The organism is Dyadobacter soli, assembly GCF_900101885.1.
GTDB classification, from domain to species: Bacteria; Bacteroidota; Bacteroidia; order Cytophagales; family Spirosomataceae; genus Dyadobacter; species Dyadobacter soli.
In genome coordinates this window covers 72,927-94,718 of sequence record NZ_FNAN01000017.1, presented here as the reverse complement: position 1 = coordinate 94,718, position 21,792 = coordinate 72,927, and the positions used below count along the sequence as shown (strand labels likewise).

Here is a 21,792-nt window from a genome sequence, read left to right as displayed (position 1 = left end):
TGAGGCGCTAGGCCAGTCTGGTCGGAAGACTTTACTTTACGAGTGCCAATTTTCAATGCAATCACCTATTCGCTTTATTCTGGCAGACCATATCTTATAATTTATATAGGCCTGAATGGCGACGAGCAAGGCCAAGCCAAAAAGCATCCAGTTTTTCGCAGTATCAAGCTCTATGGAAGAAACAAAGAAAATTAATAGGCAAATCAATGAAGCCGTCCGTGTCAGCAAAGAAACCATGGCGTATCCTTTAAGCTTTTTGTGATATTTCGTCATCGACTGCAAAATATCTTCTCCTGATACAATGTTTTTTGCGGCCATGTAGCCCGTCAAGCTATGGATGATGACCATAAGAAAAGATCCAACAAGTAATAAATTGGCGTAGAGCGGCCTTTTGTCTCCATCAAACATCGTATAATAAACAGTCAAAAATAGCGCGTATGAGACCATTTCTATGGCAAGCCGCAGTCTGATGGCATTTAAGTGCTTGTTACCTTTTTTTATCATTGGCTGCTCTTTCATGCCATTATTTTCCGGCTGAAGATTTTTCCAATCGTTTTTTAGTTCGTCGATACTCATTTTGCTGGATTTAAGGTCTTTTTTAACTTGGATCTGATTCTTCCCATCTTTACGGCAATGTGGTTTTCGCTCAACCCCGTTATCTCTGCCATCTCGCGATAGTCGAAGTCTTCAAAATACAATGCGAGTAGAGCTCTGTCCGCTTCGTTTAACGTTTTTAATATCTTAAACAGCTGCTCCTCTCTTTCCCGATCTTCGCCATCGATGTTGCTGTCTTCCTTGTCAGGTAATTGCTCTGTAAATGATAATATGATGCTTTTCTTTCGATAGCATGCCATTGCAGTGTTAAGGGCAATTTTGTATACCCAAGTACTTTGCTTGGATTTTCCCTCGAATTTTGGGAACGACTGCCACAACTGTAAAACGATCTCCTGAAAAAGATCCTCGCGATCCTCAGGGCTATCCCGGTAAAGTCGTGACACCTTATGAATGCTGGCCCTATGCATGGTGATCATCTCCAAAAACTGCTTTTCCATGCTACCTGCTTTTAAGAAAATGAATTGATTGTCCTTTGAGTTTGGCTTTTAGGCCTTTGATGGTGTTATCTGAACCGTTTTCAAATTCAATCTGCACGGGTACCTTTTTACCAAAGAACACCAAGTTCTCCGAGGGATACAGTTCGAAGAATGGGTTTTGTCCCATTTTCGCATAGAGTTGCTCTCCTTTAAAAAAAATCAGTAAGACATGGCCACTATCCGCAGTATACGCTCCTTGGAATTTGTCGAGCTGAGATGCGTCCATTACCACTTGGGTTTGCGCAACCGGCATATCAAAGCTGTCTCCAAAAACGATGCTTTCAATATCGGACTGCATTTCTCCGACAGGCAAAGTGGAAACGTTACTTAGGATAACCACAGAAATCTTTGCATTTGGATAGTATCCCGAAATAGCAGAACATCCATAAGTCCCGCCACCAGTAAAATTGAAATCTCTTTCCCGGTTTGACGTTCGCCTAAGAAACCAGCCATAACCATAAGATTCGCTACGTCCGTTAACCGGCTGCGAGTTTTGAATGGTGAACAGCTGATCAATGACCATTTTGTTGAAATGACTACTGCCGTTTAAGGCATTGTTCCACTTCGATAGATCGCTCGCAGTTGAATACATGTTGCCCGAACCCTTCATTAACGCAGAGTCGCGATGTGGTGCCGCGATCAGTCGATTTGCTAATTGATGATACGGGGAAACCATTCCTTTAATAATGTCAGTTGCATTGCCTACTCCTGTATGATCCATATGCAATGGAGCAGTAATCTTCTCCCTTAGGATCGCATCATAACTTTTGTGGTAAACTATTTCGAGAATACTTGCCAGCAAAAAGTAGCCAGGACTCGAGTAATGCGTCTCTGTTCCGGGGACAGACAACAGTTTCAGTTTGAGTATCTCATCTGCAGCCTGCCGTTCCGAGAGTGGAAGAAACGAAATTTTCTCCCAGTAATCTGCAATCCCTTCATCGTGTGGGAGGCCGGAGGTGTGAGTAAGCAATTGCCTGATAGTGATGTTAGGCCAATCTGATTGGCTAAGCCGAGGAAAATATTTACTGAGATGATCGCCAAGCGATAACTTTTGCTCTTCGGCCGCCAACACAATCAGCATGGCAGTAAACTGTTTAGTGATTGATGCTATTCGAAAAACAGGATCCGAAGAGAACGTTACGTCGAGCTCCAATGACGCTTTTCCAACAGATCGTTGATAGATTATACTATCATTTCTGGTAATCATGACTGTACCGTTGAAGCCAATTGATTGCTGCTGTACGCTCAAATAACTGTCAAGCAAGTCAATCTGTTCTTTTTGAATCTGGGCTATTGATCTTGTCAGAAGCCCTAGCACACAAATAAAGGCGAGTATGAGAATTTGTAATCTGTTCATCTTTTTTCAGTTAATCCACACCATTAGTAGCGATTTATTGAAAAAGATGACAAGTGATAAAGAAATATTAACTACTGAATGCAGTATTCGCGGGATGGGCCAACCGGTTACCATAGAATGGATGGGCGTATTGGGTCGTGATCACTTTTATCCGTATCAATTCATAAAAGAAGTCTTATCATCGACGATAAGGAGGGCCTAGTGTTGATTCGAAGCACCCATAAGCCGTAACAGGCATTACAGTACCTCTATAAATTTCCGTTAAGTGCTAACCTCACTATAATGAATAGATATTCATTTATTGTGGGCATCGTGCTCATGACTATATTCGACGTGGACACAAATGCGCAGAGCCATTTGGTCTCCTCCCGCCAGAGCGGGACAATTGTGGAAGCCTTTTTTGGTACTTACGACAACCGGATAGCCTCTGGGTTATCGGTAGGCCCCTCAATCAATTGACCTTGGGCTTGGGAACAGAAGGGATTTGGGTAGATAACAATGACCGCCCCGCTTTTAAAAGTATAGCTCCGTCGATATCCTATTTGCTTCTAAAACAGAAAAAATCCCCGATAAAGAGTCTTCGACAGATTTGGCAGGGAGTGAAATTGAAAGGCAAACTTGAATTTAGGCGGCACTAACCTTTTTCAGTCTTAATGAGAGGATTAATTCATTGTTGATCATATAATAGATTACATAACTTTGGATAGATATGCTTAGATGACTAAATTTGATACGGAAAATATTTGAATTGAAGCCAAATTCGATCATTTCATTCGGTCCCCAATTCAGTCACCTATTCGATTCGCTCGGGTAAGACATTTGATAATCAACTACTTTCGTCGATATTTTGCGATTCCAGCGGGATCACTTGAAGCTCCTCAAAGGGCGCTTTTTTGTTTAAAAACGTCATTTTTTCACTGTTTTCGGGATCAGTCCGAAAACTTGGGGGGCGGTGAAAAAAGTAGTTGTTTTGCAATGAATCAATAGTAAATGCATTGCAAGAATCCTATTTAGCCCTAGTCCGCTTCCTGTTACCGGAGGGTATCCTCGATTATTTCGAGCTTTCCAAAATCGTTGAAGGTCTCAAGTGGTGAATAAAATTGTGTATTTCATGGCTTTGGATTGATATTTAAACTGAAATGCGCCGGAGTGCTATTTTCAGAATGTCACGTTGTAGAGTTTTTCGAATTGCTTTTCACGAAGCGATGCCGGCGCTAGTCTAAGCGCCGTGTTACGGAGACTAGCCAGCAGCGGATTCCCGATTTGCGCCAGACTTCCTATTTTTCGCGACTGACTGATAATGTATTGGGTGCGTTCCAGCCGTCGCTTTTCGAATGCTATAAATGCGTTTTCCAGCGGGACATCCTTACAGAGTTCTGTGTATAACGTCGCAGCATCCTCAATGGCCTGGCATGCGCCCTGGCCCATGTTGGGTGTAGCACAATGGGCGGCGTCGCCGATTAGCAGCACGTTGCCGTAAGCATAATGTTCGAGCGGGGCAAGATCGTATATATCGTGGTGGAGCAGGGCTTGTCCATGGGCACGGGCGAGTATTTCCGGGACCGGCGTATGGAAATGCCTGAAATGCTGCGCCAGGTTCTGAGGAACAAAATTGCCGTACCGCGCATCGTTGGCATCGGCCGCCACACATGCAAACCAGTAAAGCTGGTCATCGGGCAACGGAACAATGCCGAAGCGGCCGGTCGTGTCCCAGGTTTCGGAAGCACCTTCTGCGAGCGCGCCCGCATTGTCGATCACACCGCGCCAGCAGGTGTAGCCCGCGTAACGCTTTTGTGCATTAGGGGCCACTTGCTGGCGGATCACCGAATTGATACCGTCGGCGACGATGAGATAGTCGGTCTTGAAGCTGGTACCATCCGCGAAATGCAGGCGAAGCTGGCTCCCGTCGTTTTCAAGACCGACGGCCTTTTTCGCCGCGTGAATAGAGGCAGGGTCGACTTCGCTGAGCAATGCATTGTGCAGTTGACGGCGATGAATCGTGAAGTTATCCAAACCGAATTTCCGGCCGATCATATCGCTGTTGTTCTCGGAAATGACTTTGCCCGAGCGGTCGAGGATTCGGAAATAAGGGAGACGGCGGCCCAGCGGAATGATGTCGTCGGCAATGTCGAGCGCGGCCAATGCATTGATGGCATTCGGCGCCAGGCCCAGCCCTGCTCCGACCGGCATGATGGTCGGAGCGGCCTCGAAGACCGTTGTTTCATAACCCGCTTTCGTAAAAGCGATGGCCGCGCAAAGACCGGCAATACCAGCTCCTGTGATGGTGATTTTCATGGCGGTAAGGTGATAATTTATGCTAAGACTGCTGACGATATATAAAAGCCGAAACTTCTACCTGATACCCCTCTATGCAGGCAGCCTGTCAGTTCATTGTAGTGCAAAACTGGTTACTGGCGTGTTGTGCGGCAATCTGCTGTGGTGTGAACTGGCGTGGCTTCTTGCCGAACTGGGACTTTTAGGGATAAAGCCGGAATGGGCGCCGCCTGCTATTTACCCAGCCAATGCTTAAAATCCGTTACCTTTTCCCGGCTTACGATCACTTCTTTTTCATGATCTGGCCGGAGTTTTAGCGCAAGCCGGTGGCCAAAATAGTCGTTGATCTGGTCCAGAGCGGCTGGGGAAACGAAAAAAGACCGGCTGATCCGGTAGAAATTTTCCGGTTGCAGCATGTTTTCCAGTTCATCCATCGTGTAATCGACCACAAAACGTTTATTGTTATACGTTTTGAAGAATACCAGCTTTTCTTCCGAATAGAAGTAGGCGATATCTTCCACGTTGATCGAAACGAGTTTCTGCACACTTTTAACCAAGAAGCGTCTTCGGTACTGCCGCGTGTTCATATGCTGGTGCAGCTGCGCGGCCAGGTTTTCGATGTTGACGACCGGCTGGCCCTGAGCGCCTGCCTGTTTGGGCTTTTCGATCCAGTTGGTGAATTTGTTCAGGGCGGCTTCCAATTCCTCTTTCTGCACCGGTTTCAACAGATAATCCACGCTATTGACCTTGAATGCTTTCAATGCATATTCATCGTAAGAGGTCGTGAAGATGACCGTGCTGGAAACCTCCACACGATTAAAGATTTCGAAACTCTGCCCATCGACGAGCTCAATATCGGCCAGGATCAGGTCTGGGGCGGGGTTCTTATTGAGCCATTCCACGGTGCCCTCCACGCTATCGGTAGTGCCCACGATTTCGATGTCACGGCCGATGCTTTGCAGTGACCGTTTGAGTTTGGCCACCGCCAGGTCTTCGTCTTCGATAATAAGTACTTTCATCATGATTTTGTAGATCAGTCATTTATTAGGCAGGTAAATGCGCAAGTACCTGATGATGCTCTTCCACCTCGCCGCGGTGCATTAATGCGAGCCTCACCCTGAAAGTGCGTTCATCTTTCTCGATCAAAGCCGCGGGTTGGCCGAGCATCTTGTATTTAAGCGAAATATTGGATAACCCGATTTTATTGGACGGGACGTTTCCCGGCTTTTGCTGCAAATTATTTTCAACCACCAGCCTTTCCTGCCCGTCTACCGAAATGGAAATTTGCAATGGTCGGTCCTTCCGGGCCATATTGTGTTTCACTGCGTTTTCGACAAGCAGTTGTAGTGACAGCGAGGGAAGTATCCGGTCTTCGAAGGAGGTAAGGTCGACCATCTGGAACTGTATCGCCTGGCCGTGCCGGATTTGGAGTAGGGCGATGTAAGAACCTATGAACTGCATTTCATTTCCCAGCGTCGAGAGCACTTCCTGGTTATTACGCATCAGGTATCGGTACACTTTGCTAAGCTCGTCCAGGAAATATTCGGCTTTGGCCGGGTCGGTGGTAATCAGTGAGGAGAGCGTATTGAGATTATTGAACAAAAAATGCGGGTTGATCTGCCTGATCAGGTTTTCGAACTCCTGCTCGTGGTACTGCATTTGCGCCAGTTCTTTCATCGCGAGGCTTTCCTTCCATTTTTTGAATACGTATTCCGTTTCACAAAGGGTAATGCCGATGACCGTGACGGTGATGCCGATAATGGAGCTGAATACGAAATTTTCATGCACAAATTCATACCCGAATAAATGCACCGCGTCGAATCCGTAGAAAGCAATGGCCATGTTGATTTTCAGGACGATGATGTCCAGCCAGATCATTGCCAGCACGCGCTTCCACATATCTTTGAATGTAGGGAAGAACGCGGCAAACTTTTGGATCAGCATAAAATGGAAATACCAGCACGTAAGCGAAATCGCCACGATCAAAGACGTGGTGACCGCAAAAACCTCGACGTCGTGGAAATAACGGCTTCCATACAGCTGATAACCCGCCGTGCATATCACAATCGGGAACATGCATACAAGCGTCAACCATTCGATGAAAGAGGGCCGGTAATGGAACATTCGTTGTATCTGTGGGTAGATTTCATAGTAATTTACTGTATTATTTCATGGGCTGAACAAATGTGCCAAGGATTATGCGCGGATACAACCACTTGCCGACGAATTGGTGATTTTTCAGGCGAAATGGCAAAAACATAACCTCAAATGTGCTCACGTGAGTGGAATTTCGATGGTTTGCGTGTCACCATTACGGGCAATGCGCATCGGTTCCAGGTCGAGCAGCCGGAATTTGTTGACTACGTTTTCCAGCCCGGCGTTACCTGCCTGGTCCTCCACGGCAATTTTCAATGCCACCGTATGCTGCAATGCCAGCCGCCCGGCGTCCGTCACAGTAATGCATATCCGCAACGGTTTGAGCTTACTGATGATGTTCCGATTCAGAATCTGCTCGATCAACAGCTGCAAGGTGAGTGGCGGGATGCGTTTTTCAAGGGAATTATTGTCCACGTCCATATCGAAATGAATGGCCTGGCCATAGCGGATTTTCAGAATGTAAAACCATGAATTCAGGAATTGCAGCTCTGTTTGAAGGGTTACGAACTCGCCTTCGTCGGTTTTGAGCAGATAGCGGTATACTTTACACATTTCATCCAGAAACACTTCCGCCTTCCCGGGGTCCTCGCCGATCAGGCTTGACAACGTATTGATGCTATTGAAGAGGAAATGCGGGTTCACCTGCGTTTTTAGCCCTTCCAGTCGGCTTTTGGCATATTCGGTTTTCAACTGCTCCGTTTCGGTGAGCGCAGCCTTCCATTTTTCGAAATTGGACATTCCCTCATGCAGGAACGTTGCGAGCATATTCAGTCCTACGCCCGATATGAGCACCCAACCGTAATTTTCGGTGTTAAAGTAAGCTTCTCCGATGCCGGTTTGGTAGTAAAACACAAATATCAACGTGTTAACCAATGCGGTAAGGGGGACAAAAAGAAGCAGCGAAACGCCTATCCGGCGCATGGTGTCGGCAGGTTTCAGAAATTTTCCCGCCAATGCCATCGCGATAATCGTGTGGAGCTGCCAATCCACTACTTTGATCGAGAGCGTGATGAGCGTGACCTGGACGGCGAAAACGTAGTCGTTAAAATAGGGTTTGGAAAAAATCAAAAAGTTCAAAAGCACCGAATACGGGATCAGAATCCCTAGCATAAGCTGGTATTCGCTGGCTATGTATTTCGGTAATCTCATAGATGGCATGCGGTTCTCGATGGTTGGTAACTATCCAAAGTTGGCTACCATGACACGTTTTTGGAAGAATATTCAGACGGCCGGGGATAAAAAGCACTTGAAACGGGATATCTACGGATGAGCCGTTAGTTCCGCTGGTTGACCCCCCAAATGTCCCACTTCGTCCGGTTGTAATTGGTCATCAGTGCTTTGCAGTTGCAATTTTGTCAGGAAATCGGGAGGAATCCTTCCGTTAAACCAAAACAGAATTGCTCTATGCCATGAAGAAACACCTGCCCGGCGAAAAGCATATCTACAACTGGACCTACGAGCGCTCGTCTCAAACGCTCACGCTCACAGACCCGCAGACCAGCACGAAAGCCGACGAATGGGAGGTCGTCTTTCAAAGCGATAACCGTCTGTGGATCAAGTTCAATCTGCTTCCTGATGGCAAAAAGGACTCATTACTCAAAAGCATTATCAAATTGAAAAAACATTGACAGTAAAGCCATGATCATTAAAAACGTTCACATTTTTGACGGCGGCCCAATCACAAATAGGTCGGACATTCACATTTCAGAAGCGGGCATCATCACCGCGATCACCGAGAGCGGTACGGAAGAATACGGACCGGATGTCGTAAACGGCGAGGGGATGCTTGCCCTGCCTGGCCTGACCGATGCGCACCGCCACGTATGGCAGGCGCCTTTCAAAGGCGTGGCATCGGATATGATGCTTTTGGAATATCTCGACAAAGTGGCCGGCAACATCGCGTCACAGATCAGCGCGGAAGAGTTGTACTATATAAATCTTTACGGCTATATACAATGCGCGCTGGCCGGTATCGCTACTGTTTTCGACTGGTCGCACATTATGAATTCTGCGGAACATGCGGATGCGGCAGCGCAGGCGGCTCTGGATTCGGGGCTCAATGTGCTCTTCCTGCACGCTACCTCCGCCATCGAGCGTGAGAAATACTGGAACCATAGCATTACCCGTCACGACCGGTATATCGAAGCCCTGGTCAAAAAGTTTGGTAATATGACACCGAACGTCCGGATCGGAATGGGGATGCGTGGGCCGGAATTTGCGGTAATGGACGTCAACCGGGCAGATATCGAACTGGCCAGGGCATTGCAGATTCCGGCTTCGATGCACATCGGCTGCTCGCTTTTGGGCAAAATCAACAAGCCTGTCATGCAGCTCGCCGAGCACGGCCTGTTGACCGAAACACTCAACCTGGTGCATTGCAATACGCTTTCACAGGAAGAAATGACACTGGTAGGCAAGGCGGGTTGCCTGGTAACCATCACACCCGAGGCCGAAATGCAAACCGGGCTCGGCGAGCCCGCAGCGCGGTTTATGGCCGATGTGCCCGGTTTAAAATGGTCGGTCGGGACCGACATTCCAACAAGTTCAACCGATAGCCTGTTATTTCAACAACGGTTGTTGCTGCAATATTACCGCTCGCTGGTGAACCACCGGGTGCTTGAAAACATGGAATTTCCCGTGCAGATACCTTATGCAAGCAACCAGTTTTTCTTCGATTCAATGGAAAATGCGAATGCATATGCCGATCTGAACACGTCGGCCCACATTGCGGTCGGGAGCAAAGCCTGTTTCTCGCTTTTTAAATGGGACGCCTTTTCTAACGAGGTATTCCTTCGAAATCCAGCCTTTTACTACTTGCAGGAAGCCTGTATAGACACGATCGTGATCAATGGGAAATTGGCGCGGCATCGCGGTGAATGGCTTTTCCATGACCTGGAAAATATAGCAATGCGCGTAGGCGATATCGCAGCCCGGATCATGCGAACCATATAGACACCAAACACTCAATCCACAAATCCATATGAAAAAGACGATTATAGCCATGACCATTTTTGCAGGCGCCGTGTGCATGAATGCCTGCTCCGACCATCCACACGAACCTTCCGCATTCGAGAAGATCTATAACAGTGTGGATGATCCCGAAAACGAGTTTTTCTGGGAACAGTTTCATAGCGGCAATGTCAGCAATGTCAAAACGATCATCAGCAGGTTGGAAAAGCAGTATAGCGAGGATTCCACCAATGTAGTGGTTGCGGCGCATTTAGGTTTTGCCAATTTCTGGGTGCTGTCCGAGGGGATGCGCAGTACGCAGCCGCTGGGTAATATTCCCGATTACATCAACAACGCATACAGGTATTTCACCAGGGCGTATCAGCTCAATACCAATGATAAGCGCATTCTGGGCTTCTTGTCCAATGCTGAAATGGCGTATGCCAGCTTGCAACCGCAGCCAGGGCCGGTTCAACAAAGTGCCGTCCTCAAAGGCCAGGAATCGATTGCCGCCTGGCCGGAATTCAACAAGTTCACTATTGGCATCGGATACACCAGTTTACCCCCGCAGTCCGAGCCGTATAAATATGCCCTGGAAATGCAATGGACAACGCTCGAAGATTGCTATACATCACCCATTGACCGCGCTAACCCCGATATCCGGCACATTCTCAACCGCGATTTGTCGGGCCACAATCTTGGGAAAGACCGCGCCTGTTACAACAACTGGATTGCGCCGCACAACATCGAGGGATATTTTTTGAATATGGGTGACATGATCGTAAAAACGGGGGACCATGCAATGGCGGTCAAAATATACGAACTGGCAAAGGCTTCTCCGGACTATAACAACTGGGCGTACAAAGATGTACTCGAAAAACGGATACTGAATGCGCGCCAGAACACCGTAAAATTTCTGGATCAGACCCAACAGGGGATCGATAACGTCATCATCGCGGGCTCGGGCGCATTGTGTATGAGCTGTCACCAGATGAGCGAGGGCGACAAATTGCGGTATAAGGATTTCGATTGGAAGAAGTACTTCCGCCAGACCGACGTTTATTCTGTAAATGGTTGAAACAGTAGCTGACATTTCTATTGGATGTTCACCGATCGACTCGGTACTCGGGTACAACAAGCACGTGCGCCGGGAACTGAACAGATTGCGGTCCAAGGTTGGGGATAAGGTCAGCTAAGAATTCCTAGATGATCGAGATGATATTTATATTGTATTGTTTAAGTTTAATGGGACATAATATTGCTGACTTTGAAAGGTGGAACCATTCAAAGTCAGTATTGAGGATATTGAAGGTATATCATCAATTGTCTGACTCAAATAAGCTATTGGAGTGAAATGTAAAAATTAGAATTAATCATACCTCTACACGCCTATAAAATCATTGACGACTTCGACTCGTTTTTCCTAGTTATTATGAAAAATAAAATATGTGTGCTTTTCATTTTGATAACCTTCGCTGGATGCACAGGTCAGTCAAAAATCAGTATATCTTTTCATTTTAATACGAGTGCAAAAAAGCTAAAATCACTTCGTTTGAATTTTAAGAACAATTCCAGCTCCGACCTAATTCTATTAAACATGGGGAGAGTGAAAAAAAATGGCAGTAAACATCCGTGCGGGGCCATTAGGTTAGATGATTTCACCAAGATGAGTTCCCATGAAGCAGGAGATTGCAACATTAACATGGGCAGCAAACTATTTTTTTACCAGAAAATAGAGCCATTCGATAAAATTGCCTATTTCAATCTGAGGGAGGAGCTGGTAGCATCTCATTGGTTTGATGAGCGGCATGACCTATTCGCCTACATGGACTCAACGAAAAATAGCGCTAATGCTTTCCCTTCTTTTATATTAGTAAAAGCAGGTACTACTACATTTGTGGAATATGCAATCGATAACAATTTATCAAAGGAGGACACCGGAGACTATACGGTGTTTTGGGCTAGCATAGAAGAAATTGATCAAATCATATCGCCTCGCAATAATAAGTATAAGCTCGGAGATGTACTATCAAATTTGAAAGAACACAGGTGCTACAACGGGCCTTTCGAAGTTGATCCTCTGATATTTAATTTATGATATTCAGCTCTAATAAAGTCCCAAAGTTCACCACAAATCGCTCGCCGCTTTTATGATGTAATAACAGTCAGGAGCGAAGGAGATCGAGAAATACTTTCTCGTGCTGTAACCAAGTTTAATCCTGTGATGCCATTAATGCGGAAAAATCGCAGCCGGTAGCATCGTAGAAGTATCACTGCTTGTATTGAAAGGTTCGCATAAGCACAATAGCCTATCTGCTTTAAGCCGATTACAGTTCAGTTTTAATAGTGGAATGGATTGCTACTCGGTTTTCAAACTTTTAACAGGATCTAATCTCGCAGCGGCAATTACTTGAAGCTCTACTGTGAGCATACCTACCGATACCGTCAGGATAGCGGCGATGGCAAAGGTCATCCACTCTATGTCTATCCGAAATGGATAATCTTGCAGCCAATGTTGCATGGCCAAATAAGCGACCGGAAATGCGATGATCAATGCTGTAACAATCAAAATCAAAAAATCGCTGGAAATCATAATTGCGATATTCGAAATCGAAGCGCCCATTACTTTCCGGATACCAATTTCCTTGTTTCGCTGTTTCACAACTAATGAAGCAAGGCAATAAAGACCAATCGCAGAAATAATAATGGCAATCGATGCAAAGTAGGTGAAAATCTGGGTTTGCCGCCGTTCGGAGTCGTATAATCTATTCAGTTTGTCGTCTGCAAATGTGTAAGTGAAAGTCTCGTTTGGAAAAAATGTTTTCCAGGTATTTTCAATATGGCTTATCGTCTCGGGCAAGTTGCTGTCTTTTACACGAATGTACGTATAAGCAAATGAGCTTTTGCGTAGGAGGTCATATATCAATAAAGGGCTTGTTTCTTTTAAGGTAGTCAATTGGAAATCTTTTAGTACGCCGATGATGGTTCCAGAAGGTGATCCCTCGCGCAATACATGGTTAATCGGGTTGGAGATATTCAGGGCTTTTACCAGTGATTCTGAAACAATTATAGGGCGTGTTGAATATACATTTGGATCCTTGCACTTTTTTGCAAGTGAATCAAAATTGATTGCGTCCCGGGTGATGGTTTCTGAAAATAGCCGGCCTTCTTTCAGTTTAATTTTCCAAGTTTTTACAAAATCGTAATCTGCACTAATGTATGCAAAATCTAAGCGTTTGGCAGTGTCCGATGGATTCGTATTACTCGAATAAACGCCGAAACCACTACCTACCTGAATGTCTGAAAAGCTGACATTCTCTACATTTGGATAGTCAATAAGTGCTTTTTTAAAGGCGTATTGATGGTTTTCAATATCGGCCTTCGGAAGAAACAATAAATGGTCCTTAGCGAAACCCAGCGGTCTGTTTCTAAGGTATTTGAATTGATCCCATATTACCAGTGTACAAATAATCAAAATAGTGGATAAGGCAAATTGGGTCACAATCAAAACCTTTCTTAACCGAAAATTTAGAAAGAAGCTTCGTGGCTCCTTTTTCAATATGCCCGCGGACTGGGCTCCGCTTACGAGAAGAGAAGGATAAACCCCTGAGAGAATGCCTGAAAGCAAACCTGCTGCGACTAAAAGTAAGATGTTTGGAATGGTGAAAAGATAGGATAATGGCAACTGGATATTTAACATAGAAATAAAAAACGGCCAAACCAAGTAACTCAGCAGCATCGCTAATACAAGGGCGACTGCAAAAAATAAGAAGGATTCGCCGATGAACTGGAACGCCAGCTGCTTTCTACTACTCCCCAAAGTTTTACGAATACCCACCTCTTTAATTCTTTGCAGGGATCGTGCGGTAGTTAGGTTGATATAGTTGATACACGCGATGATCAGAATGAGCGCACATACTCCTGATAGAATATATATGTATTTGATATTGACAGTGTTATCTAGTTCGGCGCTAATATCAGATGCTCTCAGATGTATGTCGGTAAGTTTGATGAAGCCTATGTCTTGCTTTTGATTGGTCTTATATTTTTTCAGAAACCCGCCTATTTTTTGCTGCAATTTTTCAATGTCGCCTCCCGGCTTTAAAAGAATATACTGAGTTCCGAAAGCGCTGTAAGATGTAAAGTCTAATATATTGGGGGCATTATCTTTATTGAGTGCAAAAATAATATCTGCTTTGAACACTGTATTAGGAGGAACATTGCGGATCAAGCCCGTCACGGTGTATACTGGCGACGAATTTTTTGAGAGTTTAATGCTTTTTCCGATAGGGCTCTCTCCCGGGAATAGTTCGTCTGCGGCTTTTTGACTGAGAACTACCGACTGCGGCTGAGAAAAACAGGTGGATGCATTCCCATAAACAAAAGGCAAATTAAATACTTGAACAAAATTGGTGGCTCCTGTTACGGAATTTAGCGTGTGTGGTTTATCATTGACCCAAACGGTACGTTCATAATCCGAGAAGGCGGTATGCGCTTCTATTTCAGGAAATTCCGCATGAAGCGTAGCCCCAAGTACGTCTGGAACCTCGGCGGTTTTAATAAACGGTGCTGTCCCCTTTTCCTCGCTGATGATTTGATAAATTCTGTCGGAGTTGGAATAATGCTTGTCAAACGATAGTTCAAAGGTGAGATATGAAATGATTAAAAACACACTCATCAGACCGACACTCAATCCGGCAAGATTTACGAAGGTGTATTGCAGGTTTGCCCGAAAGCTTCGGATAGCTATGGAAAAATAATTTTTGATCATTACTCTTTTTATTGATTCGTTTACTCACCTGTAATTGGGTTTGCCAAGGTCGGAAGTAAAATATTAAAAACAGAAGGCCGTCTCAAAAATTGATTCGAGACGGCCTCTTTTGCTTTTAATGACTTATTATTCCCCTTCCCGCTTTACCGGCACGGCAGGGCTCGTTTCCGGCTTGGCTTCGGAGGCTGGTTTATACAATCTGCCCGGCAGAGTGTTGGTGCGGAGCTGTTGACCGTAACCGCCGGTGGCTGTGGGCTTGTGCAAGGTGTCTTTTTTAGCGGCTACGTCCTTGCTGAACAGTAAACCCGGCGCTGTGCCTTTCTTCAATTGGCTGCCAATGGATTCGTCGGTTCTGAAACGGGACTGGGCGGTGGCCGTGATGCCGGTGAGGGCGGTCAGGGCAATGATGAGGATGTATTTCATAATGATGGATAGCTTTTTCTATTTGACATTGACAAACACATTGATCTTGCCGGTCCCTTCGCCGTCGAAGTTCTGCAATGCTTTTCCGAGGGCTTGACCGGTCTGGATTTTGGCAGGATCGGCCTTCATGGCTACGCCGGGGATCGATGAGGTCACGAGCAGGTCGCCACGCTGAATGGCGCCACCTTCGGTACATACTTTGGTAGGGATTACGCCCACGACGCCCATCGGCACCTTGCCGGTGAGCTCGCTATCGATGTTTTCCTCGGTAAGGAGCACGCCGGGCTTGGTCGCGTACACACCCAGGACGAGCGATGAATAGGCGCCCGCGCTTTTTTCGATGGTCCGGTCTTTGGAGGTTGCGATGCTCAGCACATCGCCCGGCTCATATTGAGATGTTGCGTCGACCACGTCGAACGCTTCCGCAATGTCGGCACCGCCGTTTTGGGTACCATCGTTGAAAAAGCCTCTTCCCGCCTTGTTGATGCGCGCCATGTTGGTACCACCGCTTTGGAATACGGCGAGGCTGCCGCTGGGCCCGGTATGGTTTATCAGAAGGTTATTTCCGGTTCCGTTGGTTGTCACGTACAGCGTAGGTTGGCCGTTTGATGAATTAAAATTGGAAAACCGCCCGGCTTTGCCTGTCCCGAAATTGGGTATCCAGCCAAACATCGCGTTTCCGGAGCCGTCGCAGGTTGCTTCTACGCCATCGCCGGTACCACCCGCGTTAGCGGTAACACCGTTCCCGTTGCCATCGGTCAATGCGAGCAAAGCAGGGCCGTTGCCTGCGGTATTACTCGCATGAAACAAACCGGCATAACCTCCCGTGCCGGACGATGTGCCATATACCGCGGCCGTCCCAAAGTTGGCAAATATCGAATTGACTTCGGCTTTCACGGCTGCCGATGTACCTGTGGTCCTGTCCACCTTGAAGTTACCTGCAACGCCGTTTCCAATGGTTCTCACGAGGAGTGCCTCGGTTTCATTATCCTCGTTGTAGTTTTCGAACCGTCCCGGGCGCCCCGTCGCGAAAGAGGGTACCCACGCGTACAATGCATTGCCGGCGCCGTCGATGTTCGTTTCGATACCGTTACCGTCTTTACCCGCATTGGCGGTGATGGCGTTGCCGTTGCCATCCGTGATAGCGACGAGCGAGGCGCCGTTGCCCGCCGTATTCGCCGCGTGGAAAAGGCCGGCAAACCCGCCGGTACCGGACGATTTACCAAAAATGCCCGCCGCGCCGAAGTTGCCGAAGATCGTACCCACTTCGCCCCGCACGGCAGCGCCTACGCTGTTATTATTATTAATTCGAAACGACGCGGCATTCCCCACGGTATTATCCGGGATGTTACCGCTCCCGTTGGTTTCCACATCCAGTACGTTGGCGTCGATATTGTTGGAATTGGTATTCTGAAACTTGCCTGCGGAGCCTTCGCCGGTCGCTATGCCGTTCAGCGCCGGGCCTGCGCCCTGGTTGGTAGCCGAAAACGCGGCGGCCGCATTGTTGGTCGTGCCGGCAAACGGCAATACGAACGGCGCATTGTCGGTCCAGCCGGTGCCGCTTTTGAAATACCAGAAACTCTTGGTATCGGTATCGTACACCAGCAGTCCGTCGGCCGGACTGGCGATGCCGGCGCGCTGGGTGGAATTGAGGCGTGGTATCAGTACGCCTTTGGCTCCCGACTGCACGTCGAGCTGTGCGCTGGCGTCGGGGGTAGTGGTGCCGATGCCCACCTGGGCGCTGGCGGTGAATGCGAGCGAGCCGAGCAGGGTGGTCAGTAATGCGGCATTGGGAATATAGAATCTCTTCATGGTCATGTTGGTTATTGCTTAACGATTTTGATAGCCTGCGTTTTGCCGGCGGCCGTCTGCACTTGTACGAGGTAGGTGCCGGCGGGATATTGCTTCATGCTGAACTCCCGGCCGGGCTGCGGTTTTGATACTTCGAGCATCACCTGGCCGGACAGGCTGGTGACTTTCACGCTCGTGAGCGCTTCCTGCGAGCCGATCACGAGCTTGTCCACCACGGGGTTCGGGAAGGCGCTGATCGTGCCGCCGGTTTCCATTTCGATATTACGGATCATACTGTAAGCGTAGGTGCCGTCGGAATCCACCATTTTGAGCCGGTAATACTGCATTCCCGACCGCCGGATGGGGTCGCGGAAACTGTAATCCCTTCGTTCTGCACTTTCCCCGGCTGCGCTCACCTTGCCCAACGCCGCCCATTGCTTCAAATTCGGGCTTTGCTGCACCTCGAAGTAGTCGCTGTTTTGCTCGCCGGATGTCTGCCACGAGAGCAGCGCCATATTTTCCACTTTTTTAACCTCAAAACCGATCAGGGTCACTGGTAACGCATTGTCCTGTGCGGCGGTGAGCGAGGTAAAGTTGGTCATCGGCAGGGTGTTGGAAATGTAATGTCGCGTGACATCCACCGTGCTGCCGGTAACGGATTCGAAAGTCGTGTTGCCGTGCGCGAGCTGTAACGAGCTTTCCGTATTACCGTTCAGCTCCGAGGGCAGGTAGAAAAAGCCTGCCTCGCCCGCGAAATCGACGGGTGTGCTGAACTGGTAGACCCGCGCAATGCCGGGGGGCGAGCCCGGTAGGGGCGTAGGGGAGATCGTCAGGGTCTGGGAAGAAAGCAAAAAACCGGTGCTGGGTATCAGCGTGAGGCTGTCGATGGTGACGGAAGTGCCCTGGGAGACAAAAAAGCCTTCGCTTCCCGTGGTGAACTGCGCCTGTGCGGCCAAAGCGGGCAATAATGTCAGCTGGCAAAAAAACAGATAGCGTTTGATCATGTGAACTGATGTTTGAGAAAAAGATTAGGTGAACCTCTCACGTCGCAGCGCATGGTCGCATGCACATGCGTAGTAATTCGGAAAGGTACAGGCGTCACTTGTAACCGGTTGTACTAATAGTGACTGTCTTTTTGTCGAATTTCAGTTACATAATAATTTTTATGAAGAATGCCCGGAATGCGCCAAGTCGGTGGACATCGGCGCATTCCGGGCATTCGCAGTTTGATGTTGCCGGAAATCAGGCGAAAAGCCAATTCATAGTTTTGTCAGTATCAGCACCTATCCTGTAAATCCCGATGCAGGCCGTGACCTGTAAGCACAACCTGCATCGGGCGCCGTTCTTCTTTAAATTCTAGAATGTAAGTTTTGAAATCGTTGTGATGTCGGAGATGTTTTCAAACTCCAACCCTTTGGTACCGACCGCCGTGGTAGCATTGATCGTATAGACGAAATGCTTACCCGCGTCGTCTTTCAGCACATAGCGGATCGTGTTACCATCCTCTTCCACGAAAGTTTTCTGCTTGTAGCCCATCTGAGCATGTTCAGGCACGCCGGTCACCCAGGTAATCGTCTGGTTTTTGACGTCCACAATGGCAAGCTTGGTGCGGCCGGCCCATTCGGTAACCTCTTTCGCATTGATAAAGAACGACATCAGGAATTTCCCATTGCTGATATAGTCGCCGCGTGAAACTTTCAGACCACCCGTTTTAGCTTCCAGGTTGAAGAAATAGCTTTGGTCGAACTCCTCGGTGCCTTTCTTGATCCGCACCACCGCCGAAGGATTTTTTGACCTTACAGCCGTGGAATATGCATACACGTCACCGTCTTCGATCTGCTTCAAACCATGCATTCCAAACCAGCTTCCAATTGTTCCTGTGCGCCCGTCACGGATGATTTTCTTGAATTGCAATCCAGGATAAGTCGCAACCATGATCCAGGTGCTGTCGGTGTATTTGGTTTGCGTCTGGGTTTGGTCCAGCGGGAACATATCGTAAGGGATGAACAGCTTGTCCTGGTCTACCGGGAACACGCCATACCAGGTAGGCCACTCATCGCCAACGGCCAGCTTATTCATATCGATCGTATTGCGTCCGCCGAGAATCAGGTTTTTAGCGTCAAAGCGGAAAAGCGTGGCCATCGGGTCCTGCTTATCGCCATTGAAACCTCCGCCTACCCAGGAGTCGGTTCCCACGGCGCCATAGATCGCCGCAACAACGGCATTCACGGTATTTCCAGCCTGCACAATCTTCCCGTTTGCATCCAGGTTATACGGTGTTACCGGCCCCTGTCCGCCCCATACAGCTGCGAAAAGCTTATTGTCCTGTGTGACAAAGGAATAGGCATCGGTTTCGATCCCATTGGAAAGACCTACTTTGCCACCCGTCACCGAATCGGCCGAAATAATATAAGGAGCAGATTCAACCCCTTCCGAACCCACTGAATAAGCTACAAAAACGTATTTGGATTTCGCACCATTACCCGGCCCGGGTGCCGGCTCGTTGTTGTTATCGTCCGAGCACGAAGCAAGCGCAAGCATCCCCAGACCCAGCATGCTGAGTACTAACCTGTTTTTTTTCATTATATAATTGAGATTTGATTATTTGACTAAAAAGTACCGAAGCTTCACATTGAACGACCTGCTGGGTTTCTGCAAGCTGAAATTGTCGTAAAGCGTAGCGTCGGCAATGTTGCGGCATTCTACGGCGATGTTGTACTTCCCACCTGCCAGCGAATACACGACACTGGCGTCATGGGCGACCTGCTCGGGGACTGTCAGCTTACTGCCGGCGGCTCCCTGGCTTGGCCAGCGCAGGTAAAATTCATGCACATAAAGCAGGTTGTAGCCGATCGTGAGCGTGTTGCCTTCGCCGCCGACATTCTTGAAGAACACGGACGCATTCGCATTGCCGAAAAGGTAAGGCATGTTGGGAATCCGGTCGCGGTACACCGGGCTGACCGTAGTGGATTGCCCCTCGAATTTGGTGTTATTACGTATGTTCTGGTAGGTGACATTGACCCCGGCCGAAAACAGCCTGCGGAAGCTGTACCGGATTTCGCCGTCTACCCCGCTGTTGGTCACATCGCGCAAATTCACCATCTGCTGGATTGCCCGCCCGAAAGAGCTGTACAGGCTCGGACGGATGAAGTCGCTCGCGGAGCGGTAGATCAGGTTAGCATCCACATAGAAATTATGGATTTTGCTGATGGTAGTGGTGTAATTGACGCCGAGATTGAAATTGTGACTGCTTTCCGGACGCAGGTTGTAATTCGAAGCCAGGTTTACCACGTCGCCAAACAATTCCTCATTTTCGGGCAAACGGTAGCTTTTTTCGTAGGAACCTTTCAGCTGTAATTGGGGCAGCAGGAAATAAGTCGTGGCTAGTCCGTAACCCTGTTTGGAAAAGGTGTTTTCCTGAACATAATATTCGTTGTTCAGAATGTTGTGGGACACACTTTTCTGAATATACTCCTTCACAAAAAAAGTAGTATTCCACTTTGAGCTCACATCATAACGGTAGGCCAGGCCAATGACGTTCTTGCTGGTCCGCTTCGGCTGTTTGTTATCCAGGTTTTCAGGGTCAAGCACATCCTCGCCCTTCCGGTTGAAAGTATTGAAGGTATTGTTGAGCGTAAGCGCATGTTTTTGACCTAACTGATAACTCAGCGTCGCATTGACGAGCCCGTTGTTGTTGCGGAACTTGTAAAACATCCGGCTCACCTCGCCACCGGGCGTATTGGGATTGCTCTCTTTGTAAATAAATTCCCCCAGCCAGTTGTATTGCCTGAATGCGGTATCGATCGACTGCTCTTGCCCCAGGTTGAAGTTCGCATTCAAAGCCAGGTTAAGGCCTTTGACGAGCAGGTCTTTCTTGGCATATTTCAACGAAGGCATCACGATGTTCCCTTTGCGCCGGCGCTGGCCATAGACTTCGTACATGCGGTTCCCTGTTTGAATATCGGCCGCATTCTGACCCAGCGTAATGCCCAGCAGCAACCTGTCGGCAAATGCTTTGTTGACCACACCCACCTGTGCGATCACGGTTTCGTTGCGGTACTTGTCGTGGAACCTGCGCACGCGCATCGGTACCGATAAGCCGGTGTTCAGGTCCGGCACTACGTCCACATCTACCCAGTAATTATTGTCGGAATAATTCTGGAAAGCATTCAGCTGGAAAGTGAACCCGTTTTGTGTCGTAACGCCAGTATTGACTGCGCTGCGGTGGGTATTGAATGAGCCGTAGGAATAAGATACGTCCAGGTAGTTGCGTCTGTTGGGATTGGTAATGATATTAACCGCCCCTCCCAGTGCATCCGAGCCGAGTGCGATGGGCACCACGCCTTTATAGATCTCGACGCGGTCGGCCAGGTTTACCGGGATATTGTTCAATTGGAACGAGGAGCCGAAATTATCCATGGGGATACCGTCGATGAAGAACTTGACCTGCCGGCCGGTAAAACCGTTCAATGAAAAATTGAAGTTGGAACCTACGCCGCCCGTTTCCCGCACACGCACGCCCGATACACGGTCGAGCACATTGGACAAGTCCAAAGTGGTATTATGCAGCTGCTTGGCATCGATGGCCGTGATATTGAAAGCCAGCTTGGCGGCCTCGCGCGTCTCGCTCAGTCCGATCACCGAAGCTTCCTGCAAATCCATGGCAGCGGCCGAGAGTTTGAAATCGACCCGCTGCTCGTGGTTTTCACCGAGTTTTACGGTCCTGGTTTCGGGCTGGTAACCCATAAATGTGACGGTGATCGACACATTGCCGGCGGGTAGTTTTTCGATCCGGAACTTTCCGTTCTGGTCCGAGAAAGCACCGGCGGAAGTTTCCCTGACCGAAATTGTCGCGCCGGGAAGTGTTTCGCCTTCGGAGGAGCGCACTGTTCCGAAAATCACGGCACGCTGGGCATGCACAAGCATTGAACAGGCACACAATATGCCCGTAAACAAGATTTTTTTAACTTGCATTACTT

General features: G+C 48.1%; 18 protein-coding genes. 5 read left to right on the top strand and 13 right to left on the bottom strand.

Translation table 11 applies throughout. The annotated features are described in order from the left end of the window. Window positions 1-36: 36 nt before the first annotated feature. The 3 genes from BLQ88_RS25765 to BLQ88_RS25755 are packed head-to-tail and all read right to left on the bottom strand — an operon-like array spanning window position 37 to window position 2,448. Entirely contained in the window at window positions 37-576 is a 540-nt protein-coding gene (locus tag BLQ88_RS25765) for a hypothetical protein (RefSeq protein WP_090155857.1), read from the bottom strand. Then, window positions 573-1,052 (bottom strand): RNA polymerase sigma factor, encoded by a 480-nt coding sequence (locus BLQ88_RS25760; protein ID WP_090155855.1) that lies wholly within the window; start codon window positions 1,050-1,052, stop codon window positions 573-575. The genes BLQ88_RS25765 and BLQ88_RS25760 overlap by 4 nt, the downstream gene beginning before the upstream one ends. A gap of 1 nt (window position 1,053) precedes the next feature. Further along, window positions 1,054-2,448, bottom strand: a complete 1,395-nt coding sequence (locus BLQ88_RS25755; RefSeq protein ID WP_090155853.1) for a serine hydrolase domain-containing protein — start codon at window positions 2,446-2,448, stop codon at window positions 1,054-1,056. 282 nt (window positions 2,449-2,730) lie between these two features. Here BLQ88_RS25755 and BLQ88_RS36825 point away from each other — a divergent pair, with 282 nt between their 5' ends. Then, window positions 2,731-2,907 carry a hypothetical protein gene (locus BLQ88_RS36825; protein ID WP_176885107.1) on the top strand — a complete coding sequence of 59 codons (177 nt, stop codon included), beginning with the start codon at window positions 2,731-2,733 and terminating at the stop codon, window positions 2,905-2,907. A gap of 699 nt (window positions 2,908-3,606) precedes the next feature. Here BLQ88_RS36825 and BLQ88_RS25745 read toward each other — a convergent pair. The 4 genes from BLQ88_RS25745 to BLQ88_RS25730 all read right to left on the bottom strand — a co-directional run bounded on the left by BLQ88_RS25745 (window position 3,607) and on the right by BLQ88_RS25730 (window position 8,028). Next, window positions 3,607-4,743: an FAD-dependent monooxygenase gene (locus BLQ88_RS25745; protein WP_090155851.1), complete on the bottom strand. Its 1,137-nt coding sequence runs from the start codon at window positions 4,741-4,743 to the stop codon at window positions 3,607-3,609. A 212-nt stretch (window positions 4,744-4,955) separates the two neighbouring features. Beyond that, the gene (locus BLQ88_RS25740; protein ID WP_090156003.1) at window positions 4,956-5,741 is read right to left on the bottom strand and encodes a LytR/AlgR family response regulator transcription factor; all 786 of its coding nucleotides are present in this window, start codon (window positions 5,739-5,741) and stop codon (window positions 4,956-4,958) included. 25 nt (window positions 5,742-5,766) lie between these two features. Beyond that, window positions 5,767-6,846, bottom strand: coding sequence for a sensor histidine kinase (locus BLQ88_RS25735; protein WP_090155850.1), 1,080 nt, complete (start codon window positions 6,844-6,846; stop codon window positions 5,767-5,769). 150 nt (window positions 6,847-6,996) lie between these two features. Further along, the gene (locus BLQ88_RS25730; RefSeq protein ID WP_176885106.1) at window positions 6,997-8,028 is read right to left on the bottom strand and encodes a sensor histidine kinase; all 1,032 of its coding nucleotides are present in this window, start codon (window positions 8,026-8,028) and stop codon (window positions 6,997-6,999) included. A gap of 260 nt (window positions 8,029-8,288) precedes the next feature. On the opposite strand from BLQ88_RS25730, the gene BLQ88_RS25725 reads away from it, so the two are divergent. The 4 genes from BLQ88_RS25725 (at window position 8,289) to BLQ88_RS25710 (ending at window position 11,926) form a co-directional block, all read left to right on the top strand. Then, window positions 8,289-8,507, top strand: a complete 219-nt coding sequence (locus BLQ88_RS25725) for a hypothetical protein (RefSeq protein ID WP_090155846.1) — start codon at window positions 8,289-8,291, stop codon at window positions 8,505-8,507. Between the two features lie 10 nt (window positions 8,508-8,517). Further along, a complete protein-coding gene (locus BLQ88_RS25720; protein ID WP_090155844.1) occupies window positions 8,518-9,831 on the top strand; it encodes an amidohydrolase family protein in 1,314 nt (437 codons plus the stop codon). 28 nt (window positions 9,832-9,859) lie between these two features. Then, complete coding sequence (locus BLQ88_RS25715) at window positions 9,860-10,906, top strand: hypothetical protein (protein ID WP_143016931.1); 1,047 nt, start codon at window positions 9,860-9,862, stop codon at window positions 10,904-10,906. Between the two features lie 528 nt (window positions 10,907-11,434). After that, entirely contained in the window at window positions 11,435-11,926 is a 492-nt protein-coding gene (locus BLQ88_RS25710) for a hypothetical protein (protein WP_143016930.1), read from the top strand. Between the two features lie 261 nt (window positions 11,927-12,187). On the opposite strand, the gene BLQ88_RS25705 is transcribed toward BLQ88_RS25710, so the two are convergent. The 6 genes from BLQ88_RS25705 to BLQ88_RS25680 all read right to left on the bottom strand — a co-directional run bounded on the left by BLQ88_RS25705 (window position 12,188) and on the right by BLQ88_RS25680 (window position 21,787). Continuing rightward, on the bottom strand, window positions 12,188-14,599 hold the full coding sequence (locus BLQ88_RS25705) for an ABC transporter permease (RefSeq protein WP_090155838.1): 2,412 nt from the start codon (window positions 14,597-14,599) through the stop codon (window positions 12,188-12,190). A gap of 126 nt (window positions 14,600-14,725) precedes the next feature. Continuing rightward, complete coding sequence (locus BLQ88_RS25700) at window positions 14,726-15,022, bottom strand: hypothetical protein (protein WP_090155836.1); 297 nt, start codon at window positions 15,020-15,022, stop codon at window positions 14,726-14,728. Between the two features lie 18 nt (window positions 15,023-15,040). Continuing rightward, the gene (locus BLQ88_RS25695) at window positions 15,041-16,834 is read right to left on the bottom strand and encodes a phage tail-like protein (RefSeq protein WP_229212864.1); all 1,794 of its coding nucleotides are present in this window, start codon (window positions 16,832-16,834) and stop codon (window positions 15,041-15,043) included. 11 nt (window positions 16,835-16,845) lie between these two features. Next, complete coding sequence (locus tag BLQ88_RS25690) at window positions 16,846-17,817, bottom strand: T9SS type A sorting domain-containing protein (protein ID WP_090155832.1); 972 nt, start codon at window positions 17,815-17,817, stop codon at window positions 16,846-16,848. Between the two features lie 352 nt (window positions 17,818-18,169). Next, window positions 18,170-19,396 carry a DUF4374 domain-containing protein gene (locus BLQ88_RS25685; protein WP_090155830.1) on the bottom strand — a complete coding sequence of 409 codons (1,227 nt, stop codon included), beginning with the start codon at window positions 19,394-19,396 and terminating at the stop codon, window positions 18,170-18,172. Window positions 19,397-19,414: 18 nt separating this feature from the next. Further along, window positions 19,415-21,787, bottom strand: coding sequence for a TonB-dependent receptor (locus BLQ88_RS25680; protein ID WP_090155828.1), 2,373 nt, complete (start codon window positions 21,785-21,787; stop codon window positions 19,415-19,417). Between the last annotated feature and the right edge of the window lie 5 nt (window positions 21,788-21,792).